Source organism: Streptomyces montanus, from assembly GCF_005786655.1.
Lineage (GTDB): Bacteria > Actinomycetota > Actinomycetes > Streptomycetales > Streptomycetaceae > Streptomyces > Streptomyces sporangiiformans.
The window spans coordinates 1-19,115 of record NZ_VBZC01000007.1 but is presented as its reverse complement, the minus strand read 5'-3'; the positions used below and the strand labels follow the sequence as shown (position 1 = coordinate 19,115).

At 70.5% G+C, this 19,115-nt stretch carries 15 protein-coding genes; 4 read left to right on the top strand and 11 right to left on the bottom strand.

Features of this window, described 5'->3' with window-relative positions:
- Positions 1 to 69 precede the first annotated feature (69 nt).
- Together FE633_RS07730 and FE633_RS07725 are read right to left on the bottom strand one after the other, a co-directional pair.
- The gene (locus tag FE633_RS07730; protein ID WP_246113486.1) at positions 70 to 957 is read right to left on the bottom strand and encodes a PaaX family transcriptional regulator; all 888 of its coding nucleotides are present in this window, start codon (positions 955 to 957) and stop codon (positions 70 to 72) included.
- A complete protein-coding gene (locus FE633_RS07725) occupies positions 954 to 1,676 on the bottom strand; it encodes a FadR/GntR family transcriptional regulator (protein WP_138044497.1) in 723 nt (240 codons plus the stop codon). Before FE633_RS07725 ends, FE633_RS07730 begins: the two co-directional genes overlap by 4 nt.
- A 202-nt stretch (positions 1,677 to 1,878) precedes the next feature.
- Between FE633_RS07725 and FE633_RS07720 the strand changes: the two genes are divergently transcribed.
- Complete coding sequence (locus tag FE633_RS07720; RefSeq protein WP_138044346.1) at positions 1,879 to 4,110, top strand: alpha-L-fucosidase; 2,232 nt, start codon at positions 1,879 to 1,881, stop codon at positions 4,108 to 4,110.
- A 48-nt stretch (positions 4,111 to 4,158) separates the two neighbouring features.
- Here FE633_RS07720 and FE633_RS07715 read toward each other — a convergent pair whose 3' ends face one another.
- Together FE633_RS07715 and FE633_RS07710 are read right to left on the bottom strand one after the other, a co-directional pair.
- Positions 4,159 to 5,706, bottom strand: coding sequence for a mannitol dehydrogenase family protein (locus FE633_RS07715; RefSeq protein WP_246113485.1), 1,548 nt, complete (start codon positions 5,704 to 5,706; stop codon positions 4,159 to 4,161).
- The gene (locus FE633_RS07710) at positions 5,703 to 6,737 is read right to left on the bottom strand and encodes a LacI family DNA-binding transcriptional regulator (RefSeq protein WP_138044345.1); all 1,035 of its coding nucleotides are present in this window, start codon (positions 6,735 to 6,737) and stop codon (positions 5,703 to 5,705) included. Before FE633_RS07710 ends, FE633_RS07715 begins: the two co-directional genes overlap by 4 nt.
- Positions 6,738 to 6,973: 236 nt before the next feature.
- Here FE633_RS07710 and FE633_RS07705 point away from each other — a divergent pair, with 236 nt between their 5' ends.
- Positions 6,974 to 7,579 carry a GOLPH3/VPS74 family protein gene (locus FE633_RS07705; RefSeq protein WP_138044344.1) on the top strand — a complete coding sequence of 202 codons (606 nt, stop codon included), beginning with the start codon at positions 6,974 to 6,976 and terminating at the stop codon, positions 7,577 to 7,579.
- Positions 7,580 to 7,618: 39 nt separating this feature from the next.
- Here FE633_RS07705 and FE633_RS07700 read toward each other — a convergent pair whose 3' ends face one another.
- From FE633_RS07700 to FE633_RS07675, 6 genes are all read right to left on the bottom strand, one after another.
- Positions 7,619 to 8,464, bottom strand: a complete 846-nt coding sequence (locus tag FE633_RS07700; protein ID WP_138044495.1) for a PaaX family transcriptional regulator — start codon at positions 8,462 to 8,464, stop codon at positions 7,619 to 7,621.
- A 72-nt stretch (positions 8,465 to 8,536) separates the two neighbouring features.
- Positions 8,537 to 9,961, bottom strand: a complete 1,425-nt coding sequence (locus tag FE633_RS07695) for an alpha/beta hydrolase family protein (RefSeq protein WP_138044343.1) — start codon at positions 9,959 to 9,961, stop codon at positions 8,537 to 8,539.
- Positions 9,958 to 11,310 carry an MFS transporter gene (locus FE633_RS07690; protein WP_138044342.1) on the bottom strand — a complete coding sequence of 451 codons (1,353 nt, stop codon included), beginning with the start codon at positions 11,308 to 11,310 and terminating at the stop codon, positions 9,958 to 9,960. The genes FE633_RS07695 and FE633_RS07690 overlap by 4 nt, the downstream gene beginning before the upstream one ends.
- A gap of 223 nt (positions 11,311 to 11,533) precedes the next feature.
- The gene (locus FE633_RS07685; RefSeq protein WP_342791162.1) at positions 11,534 to 12,514 is read right to left on the bottom strand and encodes an asparaginase; all 981 of its coding nucleotides are present in this window, start codon (positions 12,512 to 12,514) and stop codon (positions 11,534 to 11,536) included.
- Between the two features lie 330 nt (positions 12,515 to 12,844).
- Positions 12,845 to 14,275: a rifampin monooxygenase gene (rox, locus tag FE633_RS07680; protein WP_138044494.1), complete on the bottom strand. Its 1,431-nt coding sequence runs from the start codon at positions 14,273 to 14,275 to the stop codon at positions 12,845 to 12,847.
- Between the two features lie 217 nt (positions 14,276 to 14,492).
- Positions 14,493 to 15,701, bottom strand: coding sequence for an oxygenase MpaB family protein (locus FE633_RS07675; protein WP_138044340.1), 1,209 nt, complete (start codon positions 15,699 to 15,701; stop codon positions 14,493 to 14,495).
- Positions 15,702 to 15,929: 228 nt separating this feature from the next.
- On the opposite strand from FE633_RS07675, the gene FE633_RS07670 reads away from it, so the two are divergent.
- Positions 15,930 to 16,580, top strand: coding sequence for a TetR/AcrR family transcriptional regulator (locus FE633_RS07670; RefSeq protein WP_138044339.1), 651 nt, complete (start codon positions 15,930 to 15,932; stop codon positions 16,578 to 16,580).
- A 19-nt stretch (positions 16,581 to 16,599) separates the two neighbouring features.
- Here the strand turns inward: FE633_RS07670 and FE633_RS07665 are convergent, their stop codons facing one another.
- Complete coding sequence (locus FE633_RS07665; RefSeq protein ID WP_138044338.1) at positions 16,600 to 17,049, bottom strand: DUF5707 domain-containing protein; 450 nt, start codon at positions 17,047 to 17,049, stop codon at positions 16,600 to 16,602.
- 332 nt (positions 17,050 to 17,381) lie between these two features.
- On the opposite strand from FE633_RS07665, the gene FE633_RS07660 reads away from it, so the two are divergent.
- The coding region (locus FE633_RS07660; RefSeq protein WP_138044337.1) for a sensor histidine kinase at positions 17,382 to 19,115 on the top strand (1,734 nt) is incomplete at its 3' end.

The window sequence follows — 19,115 nt, the reverse complement described above, 5'->3', positions numbered from 1 at the left end:
CACCAGCGCGGCCTTCTTCCCGCGCAACGTACAACAAATATGAAGCGAGCGTCTAGAATATGAAACGCATTAGCGGGCCGCGCCGGCTCCGTTGCCACCTTCCGTGCCGGTGACGAGCCGGTCGACGTACGCCTCGGCCTCGGCGCGCAGCAGTCCGTGCGCCTCCAGGAACACCTCGTGCGCGGCCCGGCCGGTCCACCCCTTGGGCAGCAGTTCGGGCGGCAGATCCGGATCCCGGAAGGGGAACAGGCGGTAGTCGTGCATCAGACGGATCCGCTCGACGAGTGCCTCACGGCCGTGCACCTCGCCCGCCCGGTAGGCGGCCAGCCTGGGCCGGTAGCGGTCCAGCAGTTCCCCGTAGTCCTTGTTCAGGCCCTCCAGGTCCCAGGACCTGGACGCCATGTCCCGGTCGGCGGCGGTGCCCGCGGAACGGGCGCGCAGCATGTCCAGCCGTACCGCGGAGTGGTCGGCGAAACTCTCCTCGACCTGGGCGAGACGGTCGTGCGGACTGATCCAGACCGATGCCGACAGCATGCCGAACCCCAGCCAGGCGAGCCGCTTGCGCAGCTGCTCGCGGAGCGCGCGGTCGGTCTCCGGCACCGAGTAGATGACCATGTGCCACTGGCCGCTCCAGGGGCCGCCGGCGCGGGCGAAGATCCGCTCCCTGCCCTCGTCGAGCAACTGCCAGGAGGCGTCCGTGAGGGCGTAGACGGTCTCCCGGCCCTCGCGACTGGTGTCCAGCCAGCCCTCCTTGCGCATGCGCGCGGCCACCACCCGCACTGTCGACTCGGGGACGTCGAAGCAGTCCATCAGGGCGACCAGGCCGCGCAGCCGGACCGCCCCACCCCGGTAGCGCAGATAGTCGCCGAACAGGTCGAAGACCAGGGAGCGCGGCTTGAGCGCCTTGCCGATGCCGTTCGGTGATGTCGAGGATGCGTCGTTAATCGTGTCATTCACTCGACGATCGTGTCACATCCGCCCTTCGACGCGGTGGAACGCAGATGGGTCCGCAGCCACTGCTCGGTGCTGCTGACGTGCAGCAGCGCGGCAGCCTGGCTGAGCGCGGCGTCGCGACTGGCCAGAGCCGTGAAGATCGCCTCGTGCTCCGCGAGGGTTCGCCCCGCCGCCTGGGCGTCGACCAGACCGCGCCAGATGCGGGCGCGGAGGGTGCGGCCCGAGACGCCTTCGAGGAGGGTGACCAGTGATTCGTTGCCCGTGGCGGCGACGACGGCGCGGTGGAACGCCGCGTCGTGCGCGTTGAGTTGCTCGACGTCGTCGCGTGCCTCCCGCATGGCGTCCAGGTGCCGCTTCACCTCGGCCAGGCCCTCGTCGGAGATCCGGGTGGCGGCCAGGCCGGTGGCGACGGGTTCGAGCAGCCGCCTGACTTCCATCAGGTCCAGCAGGGCGCCCGAGTCGCTCTGGAGCAGGTCCACCGCGCCGCCGATGCCCCCCAGCAGCAGACTCGGCTGCAGGCTGGTCACATAGGTGCCGTCGCCCCGTCTGACCTCCAGCACCCGGGCGACTGCCAGCGCCTTGACCGCCTCCCGTGCCAGGTTGCGCGACAGCCCCAACTCGGCGGCCAGGTCCGCTTCCGGGGGCAGCTTGGAGCCTGGGGGCAACGCGCCCGAGCGGATCAGCTCACGGATCCGTTCGATGGCCTTGTCGGTCAGCGACACAGGAGGCTCCTCTCCGGAAGACATGTGATGTCTCCCCTTGGATATATAGGGCAGTTAACCAATGAAACGGTCAGCTCTCCCCTGTTGTCAGGTTCATTCATCCCTGCACACCCGTTGACAGTGATACGTCAGATGCCTGACCTTCGTGCGTAACACCAGGCGCTCAAGCCCCGTGAGTACCGCGTCGCCGGAGGTATCCGCAGTGTCGCAATCGATCAGCAGGCGCAGATTACTGGCCGGTGCCACGGCCGTCGTGGCGGCCGCGGCCGCCACCGACGTGTCGGCCGCCGGCAGTGCCCTGGCGGCCCCGGGCACCTATACGCCCACGTGGGACTCGGTGAACCGGCACCCCGCGGCCCCCGAGTGGTTCCGGGACGCCAAGTTCGGCATCTACTTCCACTGGGGCGTGTTCAGCGTGCCGGCGTACGACAGCGAGTGGTACCCGCGGAACATGTACCTGGCCGACAGCAAGGCGAACAAGCACCATGTCGCCACGTACGGCAGCCCGTCCGCGTGGCCGTACCACAACTTCATCAACGGAGCCGACGACCTGGCGGGGAACCACAAGGAGTTCGCGCCGAAGCTCAAGTCGGCCGGCGGCAACTTCGATCCTGACGAGTGGGCACAGCTGTTCGTCGACGCCGGTGCGAAGTACGCCGGGCCGGTCGCCGAGCACCACGACGGCTACTCGATGTGGGACAGCCAGGTCAATGAGTGGAACTCCGTGGACAAGGGCCCGCGCCTGAACCTGCTGCGGCTGTTCACCGACGCCATCCGCGCGAAGAAACTGAAGCTGCTGGTGGCGATGCACCACGCGTACAACTTCACCGGCTTCTTCGAGTACGCGCCGACGCAGTCGGACCCGAGCCTCAAGAAGCTGTACGGGCAGCTGAGTTCGGAGCGGGAGAACCAGCTCTGGTACGACAAGCTCAAGGAGGTCGTCGACCGGGCCAGGCCGGACATCCTGTGGCAGGACTTCAATCTGACCGAGGTCGACGAGACGCAGCGGCTGAACTTCCTGGCGTACTACTACAACCAGGCCGACAAGTGGGGCAAGGAAGTCGTCGCCACCTACAAGGACGGGTTCAACAACCACGGCGAGGTCTTCGACTACGAGCGGGGCGGGCCGGCCGACCTCACCGCGCCCTACTGGCTGACCGACGACAGCATCTCGAACTCCAGCTGGTGCTACACCGAAGGCATCGGCTACTACACGCTCCCGCAGATGCTGCACTCGCTGATCGACCGCGTCAGCAAGAACGGCAACATGCTGCTCAACATCGCCCCGAAGGACGACGGCACCATCCCGCAGGGCCAGCGCGACCTCCTGCTTGGCATCGGCGACTACCTGAAGCGCTTCGGTGAGTCGGTCTACGGCACCCGGGCATGGACCGCGTACGGCGAGGGGCCGACGAAGATGGGCGGCGGCTCCTTCACCAAGCCCACGGCCGGCACCGCGCAGGACATACGGTTCACCCGCAACAAGGCGGGCACCGTCCTGTACGCGACGGTCCTGGGCTGGCCCGGCGGTTCGCTGACGCTCAAGACGCTCAGCTCCGACCGGATCGACCTGGACTCGTTGTCCTCGGTGAAACTGCTCGGCTCGACGGCCGGCGAGTACATCGACCTCCCCACGCCGGCCCAGGACGCGACCGGGCTGAAGGTGACTCTTCCGTCGACGGCGCCGTTCAGTGCTCCCGCGTACGTCCTGAAGCTCCGCTTCTCCGGCCGGATTCCCACGCTGCGACCCCTCGCCGGCGCTCTGGTCTTCAAGGACGTCGACTACTCCGGCGACAGCGCCGTGCTCGCCCTCGGCAGCCACACCGCCGAAGAGCTGACCCTCGCCGGAATGCCGCCGCGCACCCTGTCCTCGCTGAAGTTGGCTCCGGGGTACCGGATCATCGGCTACTCCGGCGACGACTTCACCGGTACCTCGTGGACCTTCACCGCCGACAAGACCGACCTGCGGGTCACCGGCGGCAACGACAAGATCACCTCGCTGAAGGTCATCCTCAACCCGTCGGCCTACTTCAGGATCACCAACGTCACCAACGGCCTGGCCCTGGACGGTGGCGGCGACGTCTCCGGCGGCTCCGACCTGAAGCAGCGGACCTGGGACGGTCACGCCGATCTGCAGTGGCACGCGGTCGACCTCGGCAACGGCTACTACAAGCTGGAGAACCGCACCAACGGCATGGTCGCCGACGGGTGGGGCGCCACCAGTGACGGCGCCACCGTCAGGCAACTGGAGTGGAACGGCCACACCAACCAGCAATGGCTGATCACCCACCGCGGCGACGGCAGGTACTCCCTCGCCAACCGCACCACGGGACTCGTGCTGGACGGCGGCGGCAACGTCACCTCCGGCGCCGTCGTCAAGCAGTGGGCCTGGGGCTCCAGCACCAACCTGCTGTGGACGTTCACCGCCGTCTGACCGGCACGCGTTCGGCCTGGCCCGGCGTGGGCGGAGGGAGGATCGGGCTCAGGCCACCGGCAGCGGCTCCGAGTCCGCGGCTTCGGCCGCGGCGCCGGCCGCCGCTGACGTACCGTGCCGGGCGAGGACACTGATGAGTTCGGCGACGCGCTCGGTGAAGGCGGGGTGTTCGGCGAGACCGTCGCCGAGCAGGCCGCCGTCGATGACGGCGGCCACGAAGTCCCGTACGGAGGTGCTGCGTTCGGCCGTCTCCCGAAGACGGCCGCGGGCCGGGTCCGCCATGGCGGCGGCGTGCGGGCCGGGTTCGAAACCGGAGGGGGGAGCCATGCAGCACAGGTACGCGGCGACGGTGAGGGCGAGATGGTGGGGCATCCGCCCGCCGCGCAACTGCCCCAGTGCCGGGTCGGGGACGCGCTGGCGGAGCTTCACGGACCCGTCCGAGCCGACCTGCTGGGTGCGATGGCCCAGCGCGGAGTTGGCCCATCGGTCGAAGAGCTGTGCCACATAGGCGTCGAGGTCGATGTCGTCGGGGACGGTCAGGCTGGGCAGGTAGTCGCCGTGCAGCACGCGGTGTGCCGCCTCGGCGACGAAGGGCCGGCCGATCGCGTCCGGGATGGTCGCCCGGCCGTCCAGGGCGCCGAGGTAGGCGATGAGCGAGTGGGTGCCGTTCAGCAGACGCAGTTTGAGCAGTTCGTACGGCTCGACGTCGTCGGTGAACAGTGCCCCGCCGTGCTCCCAGCCGGGCCGTCCCGCGGCGAACCGGTCCTGCAGGACCCACATGGTGAACGGCTCGGCGGCGACGGGGACTTCGTCGCGTACGCGGAGGTGGTCGGCGACGGTGGTGCGGTAGGCGTCGGTGGTGGCCGGGACGATCCGGTCGACCATGGTGTTCGGGAACGCCACGCCCTCGTCGAGCCAGTCGACCAGCTCGTCGCGCTCGGCGCGCGGCAGGGCTTCGGTGAACTCCCGTACCAGGCGCGCGGTCTGGGTGCCGTTGCCCGCGAGGTTGTCGCAGCTGAGCACCGTCACCGGCGTCGCGTGATCCCGAAGGCGCCGCTGCAGACCCCGTACGACCTGGCCGATCGTGGTCCGCGGTGGTGCGTTGCCGCGCAGATCGGCCCGTACGCCGTCGTGGTCGAGATCGAGGTGTCCGGTGCGCGGCGAGAAGGTGTAGCCGTGCTCGGTGACGGTGAGGGAGACGATCCGGGTGCCCGGGGCCGCGATGGCGTCGACGACGGCGTCAGGGTGGTGCGCCGCGACGAGTGCGCCGGTGTGCACGGCGGGTACGGCGACCCGTGCGCCGTCGGGCGAGATCTCCACCACGGAGTAGCGGTGGTCCTGCGCCCGCAGGGCGTCGGCCACGGCGGTGGAGCGGCTCGCCACGCCGAGGATGCCCCAGGGGCCGTCGGCGTGGTCCAGTGCGGCCGCGGTGTAGACGGCCTGGTGGGCGCGGTGGAAGTTGCCGAGCCCGAGGTGCACGATGCCGGTCTCGGTGACGGTGCGCCGGTGCAGCGGCGAACGCTGGGGAACGGTACGGGAGTTGAGGCGGGGGAGCGACGACAGGCGTGGCTGGTCTGTCTGCGGGAGGCCCGTCACGCGTGCTCCGTCCTGACGGATCCGGTGTGGCCGGCGCCGCCGGTGCGGCCGGTGACCGGGCCGGTGGATCCGCGGACCACGAGCTGGGTGGGCAGACGCAGGGTGCGCGGCTCCCGGCGCTCGCCGGCGATGGACTGTGCCAGCAAGTCCAGGCTGAGCGAGCCGGCCCTGTGCATCGGCACCACGATGCTGGTCAGGGAGGGTTGAGCGGTCTCGGCGAGCGGCATGTCGTCGATGCCCACGACGCTCAGGTCGTCCGGGACCCGGACCCCGAGCTGACGCGCTCCGGCGATCACGCCAAGGGCGACGAGGTCGTTGTGCGCGATGACCGCGGACGCACCGGAGGCGATCACACCGGCCGCGGCCGCCGTACCGCCGGCCACCGTCTCGGACTGCCGGCCCAGCACCTCCAGTTCCAGGCCCGCCTCTTCGGCCAGTGCCCGGACCAGGTCGACGCGGTGACCGTTGGACCAGGAGTGCTGCGAGCCCTGGACGTACGCGATGTGGCGGTGCCCCAGCGCGGACAGGTACTCGATGGTCTGCCGCAGACCGTCGGTCGCGTCGGCGAGGACACAGTCGGCGGCCGTGGTCTCGCGGTGGACGAGAACGACGGGGGTGTCACCGCACAGGGCGAGCACGTCCTCGGCGTCGAGCCGGGGCGAACACACGACGAGACCGGCCGACCTGCCGCTGAGCTGTGTGATCACCTCCCGCTCGTGGTCCGGGTCGAAGTCGGTGTCGGCGAGCACGATCGTCTGCCGGCGGTGCCAGCCCCGGGCCTGGGCGGCCTTGACGAAGGTGCCGAAGACAGGGTTGGCGATGTCGGGGACGATCACGGCCACGGTGGCGATGTCCGACGGCGCCGTCCAGGCCGGGCGGGGCGGCGTCGGTTCGTACCCCAGCTGCTGCGCGGCTTCGACAACCTTGTGCAAGGTTTCCGGCCCCAGTCGCTGAGGCTCGCTGAACGCCCGGGAAGCCGTGGAGAGCGCGACGTTCGCGCGCTTCGCGACATCGGTCAAGGTGGGGGTCACGGCTGCCACTCCGTTTCTGCGACTTCTCCGACTGCCGACTGCCGACTTCCACGACTTCTTCGACGACGAGGCCTGATCGTATGGCCTTATGTTCGGCAAGCTTGCGCAAGGTTGTCAACTCTTGCGGCAAGAGAAAATCGTCAACGCTGCGAGTCCCTCGAGAGCGGTGTCTGATGGAGTCGAACCGACACAGGCGATCGAACCGCCGTAGCCGCTGCCTCTGACACGGAGTCGACATGACCACACCGCGGGACCTGTTGATCACCACCATGGAGGTCGCATCGGACCGTCCCGTCGAGCAGGGCGACCTCTCACTGGTCCTCGCGGGAGCCGAACTCTGCGACCTCATCAGGGCCGAGGCCCTCGCCGTGGACGGCGACCGCATCGTGCCCGGCCTGCCACCGCCCATGGGCGACCGGCTGTTGGACTCGGCAGCGTCGTCCCTCATCCGGGAGGCGCCGTACGAGTCCGTCGAGGACTGGCTGTGGCGCCGGGGCAGGGGCTTGCACGCGACCTATCTCGCCGACCTGGAGGCGGAAGGACAGGTCACCAGGCAACGCGGCCGCTGGCTCCCTCTCCGGACCGGCCGAACGGCACTGGCCGACTCACCCGCCCGCCGCCACGCGGCCGAGCGCTGGTCCTCGGGCGACCCCGTCCTCGCCGGCCTCGCGGCCGCCGTGGGGGTCGGAGGTGAGCCGACGGAAGACCTCCCGGGTCTCGCCGACGACGCGGTGGTGACCGTACTGGCCGCCGTCAACGACGCGGTGATGGAGCTGGAAGCGGTACGGCAACGGCGAAGCATCGAGGATGCGGCCTTCGACAACATCTGGCGCGGGCAGTGATGCCACCGGGGGTGTCGAAGGTGGTGTCCGGGAGATCGTCTACCGCGACGGGGTGGTCTCCAGCAGTTCGCGGGCCATGCGCTGTGCGGGCGCCGCGGTTTCTGCCGCGACGCGTCGGAAGGTCTCCTGGGCGGGGCGGGCCGGCCAGGCGGGGGGAAGATGACGGGCGGGAAGTCTGGGGTCCGTACGGATGGTCCAGAGCCATTCGCTGACCAGCCGCAGCAGGGTTCCGATCGGGTCGTCTCCGGTCGCCGCGCCCTGGTGGGCGGTCCAGCGCTTGTCGAAGGTGACGTAACGGGCGGCGATGCTCTCCAGGTCCCAGGTGTCGCGGATCATCAGCTCGATGTCGGTGGCCTCGTCCGCCTGGGCATGGAAGATCTTGACGTGGGCGGTGAGTCCGAGTTCCGAGACGATGCCGGCGGCGTCGACGTTCCCGGGTGCGATCCACAGGCCGCTGTAGAGGGCGCCGAAGCCGGACCAGGTGAGCCGGGAGCGCAGGTCGTGGCGCTGGCGTTTCCAGGAGTCGGGGAGGGAGAAGCCGAGCAGCGTCCAGGCGCCGTCCCAGTCGTCGTTGACGGCGCCCTGCTTCCAGATGCGGGTGCGGCCGTCCTGCAGGACACGCGTCGCCTGCGGGGTCAGACCGAAGTACATCCTGCGGCCCTCGCGCTGGCGCCGCAGCAGGCCCCGGTTGACCATGCGGGTCAGCGTGGAGCGTACGGCCTGTTCACCGACCCCGACGCGGCCGAGGGCGTCGATGATGCTGCCCGAGTAGACGCACAAGTCCCCCTCTTCCAGGACGTGGTTGCCGAAGAAGGCGAGCATGAGCGACTGCGGGCGTTGCTGCGGGCCGTCCGAGGTGTCCAGGGTGTCCGGGGTGTCCAGCATGTCGTCGTCTTCCACGGTGGCAAGCGTACGGCTGTGCCGCCCGCCGGCAACGCGGCGGGCGGCCCTACGGCGTCACTGGCCGTCGGCGGGATGCGCCAGGTCGTACGGCCGCAGGTACGGGGTGGGGCGGTACGTGACGTAGCGGGCGGGGGTCGAGGAATCGGCCGCCGCGGCACGGGAGTTGAGGGACTCCGGGTCGGTGCCGTGCCACCTGCCGGTGGTGAGGCGGTCCTCCAGGGTGTGCAGGGCGGCGAGTTGCTCGGCGGGGCTGAACGTGCAGTGGCCGGCGTTGTCGACGTATGCCTGACGGAGGAGAGGCGTCGAACCGGCGGCGGTGACGGCCCGGCGCAGGGCGCTCTCGGTCTGGACGGGGACGAGGGCGTCGCCGATGGTGTGGACGGAGAGCTGCGGTTTGGTCAGTTTGCCGGTGAAGGAGCTGGTACGGCTCATCCAGTCGACGGCGTCCGGGTCGGCGCCGATGCGTGGAGCGCGGTTCAGGGTGGCGAGGTCGGCGCGCAGGGAGAGGCCTGCCTTCTTGTACAGCTCGGTGACCTCCTTGCGTACGGAGGACTGGCCGAGCAGCGCCGCGTAGTCGACGCCGGTGTTCCAGGCCATGTTGCCGCCCGCGCGGACCTCGGCCTCCTGCCGCCGGTTGAAGGCGGCGATCTTCAGCAGGCCCTTGACGGCGTCGTACTGGTTGGCCTGCTGTGCGTCCCAGTCGTCCGCGGCGGGCCGGGTCTGCGTCGGCTGGTTCCAGACCGGGATGTTGTGCAGGGCGGCGGCCAGGGCGATCCGGGCCCGCCCGGCGGCCGACGACTGTGCCGAGTCGACCTCGGCTGTCAGAGCGTTCGCCGCGCTGGTGGCGGCCGCCTGGTCCGGCAGTCCGGTCAGGGGGATGCCGGAGTCGGGCGCCAGGAGCGTCTTGAGGGCGAAGACGGGGTCGAGGGTGTTGTTCCAGTTGGCGATGCCGCCGTGGACGAGCCCGCAGGTGGAGAGCGAGCCGTCGATCCGCTCCGGGTGCCGTTCGGCGATGGCGGTGGTGACCAGCCCGCCGTACGACCTGCCCCAGGCGATGGTGCGACGGGCGGTCCCGAATCGGTCGGTGAACACATCGAGGGTGGCGAGCTGGTCGGGTACGGCGTCCGTCACCGCCCAGCCCGTGGTGGCGTAGGAGGAGCCGATGAGCGCGTAGCCCTTCTCGAGCAGGAGAGCCTTGGTGGCGTCGTCCGGGGCGTCCTGCGCGGGGTTGGGCGAACCGGCCTGGTTGTAGCCGTGGCTGAAGAGCAGGACGGTGCCGTTCCAGGCCGCGGGCATGTCCATCATGTACGTCGCGCCCGACGGCAGTTGGCCCTCGATATGGCCCGTGGTGGCGGTGGCGGTGGCCGCCGCGGCCGAGGTGGGCAGAGTGGTGACGGCGAGCAGGAGAGCGGCCGCGCAGGCGGTGCGACGTGCGGTGCGGGAGTGGGGGTGGGTGCGGGGCGTCGTGCGGGGCGTCATGCGGAGATCTCTTCCGTGTGGGGGGTGGTGGGGCGTTCGGTGGCTTCGGTGAGGGAGTCGCGGTGGGTCTCGCGTACGAACCAGACGGTCAGTGCGGTGATGAGGGAGCCCCCGCACACCAGCAGGGCGACGGGGGTGCCGCTTCCGCTTCCGGCCACCAGGCTTCCGGCGATCATCGGGGAGAAGCCGGCGCCGACGAGGGTGGCGCCCTGGTAGCCGAGGGAGGCGCCGGTGTAGCGGACGCGGGTGCCGAACATCTCGGTGAGCAGGGCGCCCAGCGGGCCGTACATCGTGGACTGGGCGACGCCGTGGCCCAGGACGACGGCGAGGATGAGCAGTCCGGGCGACTTCGCATCGACCAGCGCCAGGACGGGGAAGGCGAGGGCGGCGGAGGTGAGGGCTCCGGCGAGGACGACCGGGCGGCGGCCGATGCGGTCGGACAGCGCGGAGGCGCAGGGCAGCACGACGAGGGCGACGCAGGCGGAGACGGTGAGGGCACTGAGCACCTGGGGGCGGGCGTAGCCGATGCCGGTGGCGTACGCGATCATGTAGCTGGTCAGCAGTGACTGGGCGGTGAAGGCGCCGATGCCGACACAGCAGGCCAGCAGCACCGGGCGCGGGCGGCGCAGTACCTCCACGACGGGCAGCCGGGCCTCGGTGCGCTCCTTCTTCATCTCGGCGAACAGCGGGCTCTCTGCCACCTTCAGGCGTACGAAGAGTCCGACGCCCAAGAGGACGACGCTGAGCAGGAAGGGCACGCGCCAGCCCCAGGCGGCGAACTGGTCTTTGGGCAGGGTGACGACGAAGGTGACGACGGCGGAGGAGAGCAGGGAGCCCAGGGGGGCTCCCATCTGCGTGAAGCTGGACCACAGTCCGCGTCGTCGTTCCCCGGCGTGTTCGACGACCATCAGGGTGGCGCCGCCCCATTCGCCGCCGATGGCGATGCCCTGGACGACGCGCAGGGTGATCAGCAGGACGGGTGCCCAGACGCCGATCGTGTCGTAGGTGGGCAGCAGGCCGATCAGGAAGCTGGCGCCGCCCATCAGGCCCATGGTGAGCAGCAGCATGGACTTGCGGCCGAGCCGGTCGCCGAAGTGGCCGAAGAGGATGCCGCCGAGGGGTCGGGCGAGGTAGCCGGCGGCGAAGGTGCCGAATGCGGCGATGGTGCCGACGGCGGGGTCGGCGCCGGGGAAGAACAGCTCGCCGAAGATGAGGGCGGCGACGGTTCCGTAGACGAGGAAGTCGTAGAACTCCACGGCGGTGCCGAGCAGTCCGGACAGTGCGACACGGCGCAGTTGCCGCATTTGTTCGGGAGTCGTGGACGGTGCTGCGACGGGGGACGGGGACATCGCGGGCTCCCTTGAGCGGGGGAGGGACACCGCGAACTTAGGCGCCAACATGACCATCGTCAATAAAGTGCACAACATTGTGGCTGATCTTCGCCCCCCCGAGGCGGATCGGTTCACGGAGGCGGAGGCGGAGGCGCGCGAGCGCGGACCGTACGCTGCGGCTACGACCGCCGCGCCCTACTTCGCCCGCGTCGGCAGGTTGTGGCGGGCCGAGGCGCGAAGCTCAGTGCGCGAAGACGGCGAACTTCGCGGCGATCGCCTCGCGGTCCGCTTCCTGTGCCAGCAGTTCATGGAGCAGGAGGCGTGCGTGGTACGGGCCGAGATCGCCGGACGGGATGAGCCCACGGCTGATCAGATCCTTCTCGGATCCCGGATAGCCGTACGTTCCGGTGAGGACAGGGCCGTTGTCGATGCGTGAGGAGAGGATGACGGGGACCCGTGCGGCGAGCCTTTCGAGGCTCTCGACGAGGCGTTGGGGAACGTGTCCGACACCGAATGCGGCGATGACGAGCCCGTCACATCGGCCGTCCCATGCCGCGAGCAGCTCGCCGTCGTCGCCGAGGCCGACCGTGTACAGGCCCACGCGCACGTCACGCCTTCGCTGCTGCGCCAAGGGACCGAATCGGTGGGGCAGCGCGGTAGTCAGCCGTACGCCGCCCTCGGCGATCCGGCCGATGGGCCCGGCGCCGGGTGACGTGAAGGCGGCGGGGCTGGTGGTGTGGGACTTACGGACATGGCGTGCCGCGTGGATCTCGTCGTTCAGGACGGCCAGCACACCGGCGCCGCGCAGTTGCGGGTCGGCTGCGGCGAGGACGGCCGCGTACAGGTTGGCGGGTCCGTCAGGGCCGGCCATGGTGGGGTTGCGCATAGCGCCGGTGACGATGATCGGCTGCTCGTGGCCATGGTGCAGGTCGAGGACGAACGCCGTCTCCTCGATCGTGTCGGTACCCTGCGTGATCACGATTCCGTCGACGTCGCCGCCGGCGAGGGTCCGGTCGACCGCCGCGCCGAGCTCCGCGAGGTCGTCGAAGGTGAGCGAGGCACCGGGCACACGGCGGAAGTCGTGCACGCGCAGCTCGATACCGTGGCCTTCCAGGTTGGGGACGGCGGCCAGGAGGTCATGGCCGGAGAGGGCCGGGACGACTCCGCCGGTCGCCGCATCGGTGGTCATGGCGATGGTGCCGCCGAGAGAGTAAACAGCCACCGTTCTCGCCGCGCGCATCCTCGCCCCAACTCTCAGCCTGAATGATTCTCGGCCCTCGGAGATCGCTCGGTGCAGGCTATCGGGTGGCCGACGACGGTGCAGGGCGGCACAGCACCGTGGCCGCCGCCTCCCGTGGCAGGCGCGTCGCCTCCGCGGTGCGGGGGACACCGATCGGTGGGCCGGCCGCCCCGGCGGCCGGCCCAAGTCGCGCGATCATGGCCGGAGGGCTGGAGGCGGCCGACGCGTGCGTGAGATCCACATCGCCCAGCTGCTTGCTCCAGTCACGCCAGCGTCTCGATCAAGGGCCCCCTTCGGGGCGCGACTGCGCGCTCAGCCGACGGCAGCGCCGAACCACTTGGGCAACTGGCTGAGCAGATCCTGCTGATCTTCACCGGCCCACGCCACGTGGCCGTCCGGCCGCAGCAGCACCGCGGGCACGTCCAGTTCCTCGCTGACGTCGACGATGTGGTCGACCCGATCCGCCCAGCCCTCCACCGAGAGCCGGCCGGTCTGGTCGAGCAGCAGCCCGCGGCCGCCGTGCATCAGCTCGTAGAGGCGACCCCGCTTCAGCTCCACGTCCCGCATTCGCCTGCCGAGCAGTTCGTGGCCCTCACCGAAGTCGTAGCGGATGTCGACCGCGGTGATGATCCCGGTCACGTACCGGTTCACCTCCTCGAAGTCCATCAGTTTCGAGAACAGCTCCCGCAGCGCGGTCGCACCCCGATCGGTGCCCAGCAGCGTGATCCCCGCGCGGCTGTTGTCCAGCACGCGGGCGCCCACCGGGTGCCGTTCGGCGTGGTAGCTGTCCAACAGCCCCTCCGGCGCCCACCCGTTGACTGCGGCGGCCAGCTTCCACCCAAGATTGAACGCGTCCTGCACACCGAGGTTGAGCCCCTGCCCGCCGGCCGGCGGGTGGATGTGCGCCGCGTCGCCTGCCAGGAGCACTCGGCCGACCCGGTAGCGCTCGGCCTGCCGGGTGGCGTCGCCGAACCGGGACAGCCAGCGTGGCGAGTGCACGCCGAAGTCGGTGCCCGCGGTCGCCCGCAGCTGCTTCTTGAACTCCTCGAGGGTCGGCGCGGTCGCACGATCCTCGGCCACGCCGTCGGCGGGCACTACAACGCGGCACACCCCGTCCTCGTTGGGTGGGGCGACGCCGAACCGCAGTTGGGTCTTGCGGACCTCCTCGACGACGGAGGCGACGGTCGCGGGATCCTCGGTCACCTCCATTTCACCCAGCAGCGTCTCGACCGTGGCGGGCTGGCCGGGGAAACCGACGCCGAGCAGCTTGCGCACGGCACTGCGGCCGCCGTCGCACCCGACGAGGTAGCGCGAGCGCAGGTGCGTGCCGTCCGCCAGCTCGACGGTCACCCCGTCCTCGTCCTGGCTCAGCCCGACCACTTCGCAGCCGCGCCGGATCTCGGTGCCGAGTTCGAGGGCACGCTCGTTGAGCAGCCGCTCGGTGGCCGGCTGCGGGGTGGCGACGCCGTACGGGTGCGCCGTGTCCAACCGGTCCGGCCACGGCTTGACGATGCCACCGAAGAGACCGCCGACCTGGAACTTCTCACTGACCGCGAGGAACCGGTCCAGCAGGCCGCGCTGATCCATCATCTCGACGCTGCGCGCGTGCAGGCCTTGCCCGCGGGACTCCCCGGTCGGCTCGGTCAACTTCTCCAGCACGACCACGTGCACTCCGGCCAGCCGCAACTCGCCGGCCAGCATCAACCCGGTCGGTCCACCGCCGGCAACGATCACGTCGATCATCGCAACCCCCATTTCGCAGATTCTGGCTTCGGCCGAAGATTCTGCGGCACGACGGGGGTCTTGCCGCAAGGCCCCCGGTGCGCTATACGTTGAGAGTGGCAAGGAGTGGGTAGCCCTCCTTGCCTTTGCCTTTGCCTTTGCCTTCGTCCTTTTGCTGTCCGCTGTCCTTCCGCTGCCCGCCGTGGGCGGGACGACCTCCTCGCGAAGCGGCGGCGAATCAGGCCGCCCAGGCACCCCGGCGATCGGCTCCTGTGTGCTGTCGGCAAGAGGCGCCGCAGGGATGGACGGCTGCCTGCAGTTCCGGGCCGGAGCCCTCCACCGCCCGGTGGCGGGCTTCTTGGGCCGAGGCGGGGGAGTAGGTCTGCCAGTACCGGGCCTGGCGGTTGAGTTGGCTGATCAGTGGCATGGGATCGGTCGCGGCGGGGACGGGGACGCCCAGGCGGTCACTCATCTCGTCTCCGAAGGCCTGCCGGAGCACGCTGTGGATGAGGTAGCGCAGCTGTTCCTCGGACAGGACGGCGCCCGGTGCGCCGGCCATCGCGTGGGCCTGTGCGTCCATCATGGCGGCGGTCAGCGCGGCTGAGTTGTCGTCGGGTGCGGCCGTCATGGGCTCCAGCAGTTCCTGCAGGCGGCGGGCGCCGGTGTGGTCGGCCACGTCGTTGTGAAGGCTCTCGTCGAGTCCCAGCAAGTGGGCGACGTACGACCAGTACTGGTAGAGGGAGCGCTCCTCTTCGCGGCTGATGTCGATGCCGACGGCCGCCAGGGCCCGGAAGGCGGTGAGGGTGAAGCCGAGCCAGGTGCGGGTCATGTCGAGCCGGCCGATCGGCAGGCCCTGGACACCCATGTCCCAGTCCTTGAGGGCCGTGGCCCGCATACGGGCATGCTGCAGCCGGACCTCGACGGTGGCCACGTACCCCGGACCTCCGCGCAGCAGCCCTCCCGGTCGTATGGTCTGGCGCACCCACACCCCGGTCTCCACGAGCCGGCGCGTGGCCGTGGCCGTCGACGTGCCGGTTCGGGCCAGCAGCCGTGCGACGGCCGGGGACGCGTAGATGTGGGCGAGCGCGCTGGTGATCGAGCAGAGCCCGAACCACATGGGGGGCACGGACAGGCTCACGACATCGCCTCGATGGAGCATCAGGGGGTCGACCCGGGAAGGCGTGGTCTCCAGTTGCTTCAGCAGCGCGGCGATGGCCGCTGGGGGCTGTTCGTCCAGACTTGCCAGGCCGTGCCTGACGCCCGCGTCGAGGGCACGCCGTGCCTGTGTGCCGTAGAGGTCCAGCTCGGCGACGACGGCATCGGCGAGCGGATCCCCGGCGGTGAGCATGGTCACCATGTGGTCGGCCTTCGCGCCGTGCCGATCGCGCGCCGCTTCCAGGTGGGCCACGCGCTGGGGGGCTTTGCGGGGCGGGTGGTGTGCGGTCATGGCTCTCACTTCCGAGAGGTCAGCCCTGCGAAGCGCAGCTTGTGATGCTGCTCTCTTCGCGCCTGATGTTGCTCTGACACCCGTCAGATTAGCTGTAATCTGACGGGTGTCAAGTAAACTGTGGGGTGAGACCCCAGAGGCCCGGGGCGATCAGCGAGGGAGACAAGAGTGGGAGCAAGAGCCGAATCCGCTCGACGGCCGGGGCGCCCCGGCGCGCACACTCCCGCGGTGCCCGAGGAGGCGAGCATCCTGCTGCGAGGGCTGGAGGCCTTCGCGGAGCTGGGCTACGACCATGCCTCCGCGCGTGAGCTGGCCCGCCGTCTGGGCGTCAGCCACAACTTCATCAACGACCGTTACGGATCCAAGGCGGCTTTCTGGCGTGCGGTGATGGACTCCGCGCTGGGCGCGCAGCTCGCGCGTCTGCCGCAGGTGGATCCCGCGGTCGACGATGACGGCAAGAACGGCAATAACGGCAATAACGGTGATGACGACGATGTGGAGCGGCTGCGGCACATCATCACCGGCTTCTACCGGACCGCGGTGGACACGCCCCTGATCGGACGGGTTTTCGTCGACGAATTCTCCCGGGACACCGAGCGGTTGGACTATCTGTACGAGCGCTACATCGCTCCGACTCTCCAGACCCTGGTGCCCAGCATCGAGCGGCTCGTCGCTTCCGGACGTATGGCGCCCATCCCGATGGACGTGCTGTTCTTCGCCGTCATCCCTCCCGTCTCGGGAATGGTGGAGGGGCCTCTGGCGCGGCGTCTGGGCAGGCCCGAGGCCGCCTCACCGGAACAACTCACGGCCACCGCGGAATCGTTGGCGACGCTCGTGGTCAACGGGTTGCTCGCGACCGGTTCCGGCAGTCGCTCCTGAGCCCGACCGCGGTGTCGGGTCAGCGGGGGACGGCGAAGGTGGCGGCGCGGGGCACGAACTTCGTGTCTCCGTCCTTCGCTGTCGCGAGCGCCGAGACATACCAGGTGCCCTCGGCCAGGTCGGCCGTCTCCGCCTTCGTGACCTTCGCGGTGTAGGTGCAGCGGGACGTCTCGTCCGAGGTGCTCCGGCACGTGGCGCTGTCCACGGACCGAAGCTCCGCCTCGGTCGGGTCGAGCTTCGAACTCGCGGGCCACGCCAGGACCTTGAGGCCCCGGATGCCGGAGTCGTCACTCACGTCCGCGGTGAAAGTGATCGAGCCGGCCCTGCCGTCGGACGGAGCGACGTAGCGGGCCGAGCTGTTCTCCACGGTCAGCTCCGTGGCGGCCGAGGCCACGGCGAGACCGCCGGCGGCCACCCCGCCGATGACGGCAAAACCGATGAGCGACGACACGAGAATGCGCTTGGACATGGGAGATCCCCCTGAATTCGTCACGGAGCAGGCGTTGTTCACCTGCGGAAAGGAACGGAAAGCGATGTACGGAAAAGCCGTGCCGGGAAATGCGTTGAAGAACCGGTGGTCGATCGCTTTCTCGATGTGATCGAGCTTATGGCGCGGGGCATCGCACGGTCCTCGGGCTGCGGGACGATTGCCGCGTCGAACCAGAGGTAGAGAAGGGGTCCGGGCCGTCCACCGTCCGTCCATCATCCGTGCGCCGCCGCATCTGCAACCCAGGTAAGAGAAGGGATTCCGCCTCCAGCCGGAGCCGGGCCGCTCACCTGCGGCCATAGCCTTGATCCGACATGAACCGAACCGACGACCGGCTCGTCCCGGTCCTGCTGATCTGCGCCCAGGCCGTGGTGTGGCCCGGGGCGATGCTGGTGCGTGGGGCCGTGCCGCCCGCGTCCGCCCTTCTCGTGGCAGCCCTGGTCGCCGGACTGGTGACCGCCGCACTCGCCGTCCGCCGCGCCCGCCCGGTGGTCACCCTCGTCCTGGTCGGCGCCGCCTGTGCGCTGGGGGCCGGGCCGCTGCCCACCGGGGCAGTCGCGGTACTCGGGACCGCGGGCGTCGCGCTGGCCCTGTTCACTGTGGCGACCGAACGTGACACCTTCACCGCCGTGTTGTGCGTGGTGGCGCTCGCCGCCTGGCAGTTCCTGCAGGGCCTCAGCCTGCACGGGCTCAGCGACCGGAACGGACTCGACCTCGCCGTGACCGCCGTGCTGTACGCCGCCGCGTGCGGCGCCGGCCTGCTGGTGCGGCGGACCCGTCGCGCGCGGCGAGCGGCCGAAGAACTGCTGAAGCGGGCCGAGGCTGAGCGCCACCGGCTCCCGGCGGTCGAACGACGCCGTATGGAACGGGAGTTGCACGACGTCAGCGCCCACCATCTGACGGCCGTGGTGGTCACGGCGGGGGCCGCGCTCGGGCTGCGCGAGCGTCGTCCCGAACTGGCCGGCGAGGCACTGGAGTTCGCCGTCGAAACCGGCCGCGAGGTCACCCGGGCGCTCGGCGCGGTGCGGGCGCCGGCGCCCTCGCGGGAGGAACTACCGTCGCCGGAGGAGCGGTTGCTCGACCTCGTTGCCGGGTTCCGCCGCCTTGACCAGCCGGTGGACTGCGAGATCGACCCACTGCCGGACGGCGCCGTCGCCGACGCGGCGTACGGCATCGTGCGTGAGGCACTGACCAACGTGGCACGGCACGCCCCTGGTGCGCATACGAGGGTGCGGTGCCGGTACGGCGACACCCGCACGGATGTCGTGGTCACGAGCGCGGCACCGCCGGCCGGTTCGGCGGCGCACGGCGCGGGCCTCGGCGGGGGACGCGGCCAGGGCTTCCTGCGGTCCCGTGCACGGGAGGCGGGCGGCACCCTGCACAGCGGCCCGACGGCGGACGGCGGTTGGGAGGTGCGGGCGGTCCTGCCCGGCCGGACCGCCGCCCCGGTGGAGCGGTCCGTTCCGCGGAGCTACCGCCTGGCGCAGGTGACGGCCGCTGTCGGCCTCGTCCTGCAGCCGCTGCTCCCGGCGCTGGTCATCCGGGCGGAGACCACGTCGAGCGGTTCGCAGGTGTCCGCGGGGGTGCTCTTCGCGCTGCTGGCCGCGGCACAGGCGGTCGCGCTGCTGTGGCTGCGCCGGGCGCCCCGCGCCGCTCATGGCGTCCTGCTCGGTCTGGCCCTGCTCTGGCCGGTGGCGATGGCCACGGGCGAGTACACCGGTCCGGTCGTCCTCCCGCCCGCGCTGAGCATGCTCGCCACCTGTGCGGCGCTCGCCGCGGACGCGGCTCGTACGGCTGCGGACCCGGCCCGTACTGCCGTAGACCTGGCCCGTACTGCCGTAGACCTGGCCCGTACGGCCGCGGACTCGGCCCGTACGGCCGCCAGTTGGTCCCGTCCCGAAGGCCGCCCGCGCAGGCCCTGGCCGGCACTCCCGGCCGCGGCCGTGGCGGTGCACGCGGCAGCCGCGATCGCCGCCGTCCTGGACCGGGGCGCGACGGTCCCCGTCTGGGCGGTCGCCGCGTGCGCGACGGCCGGGGCGTCCCTGGCG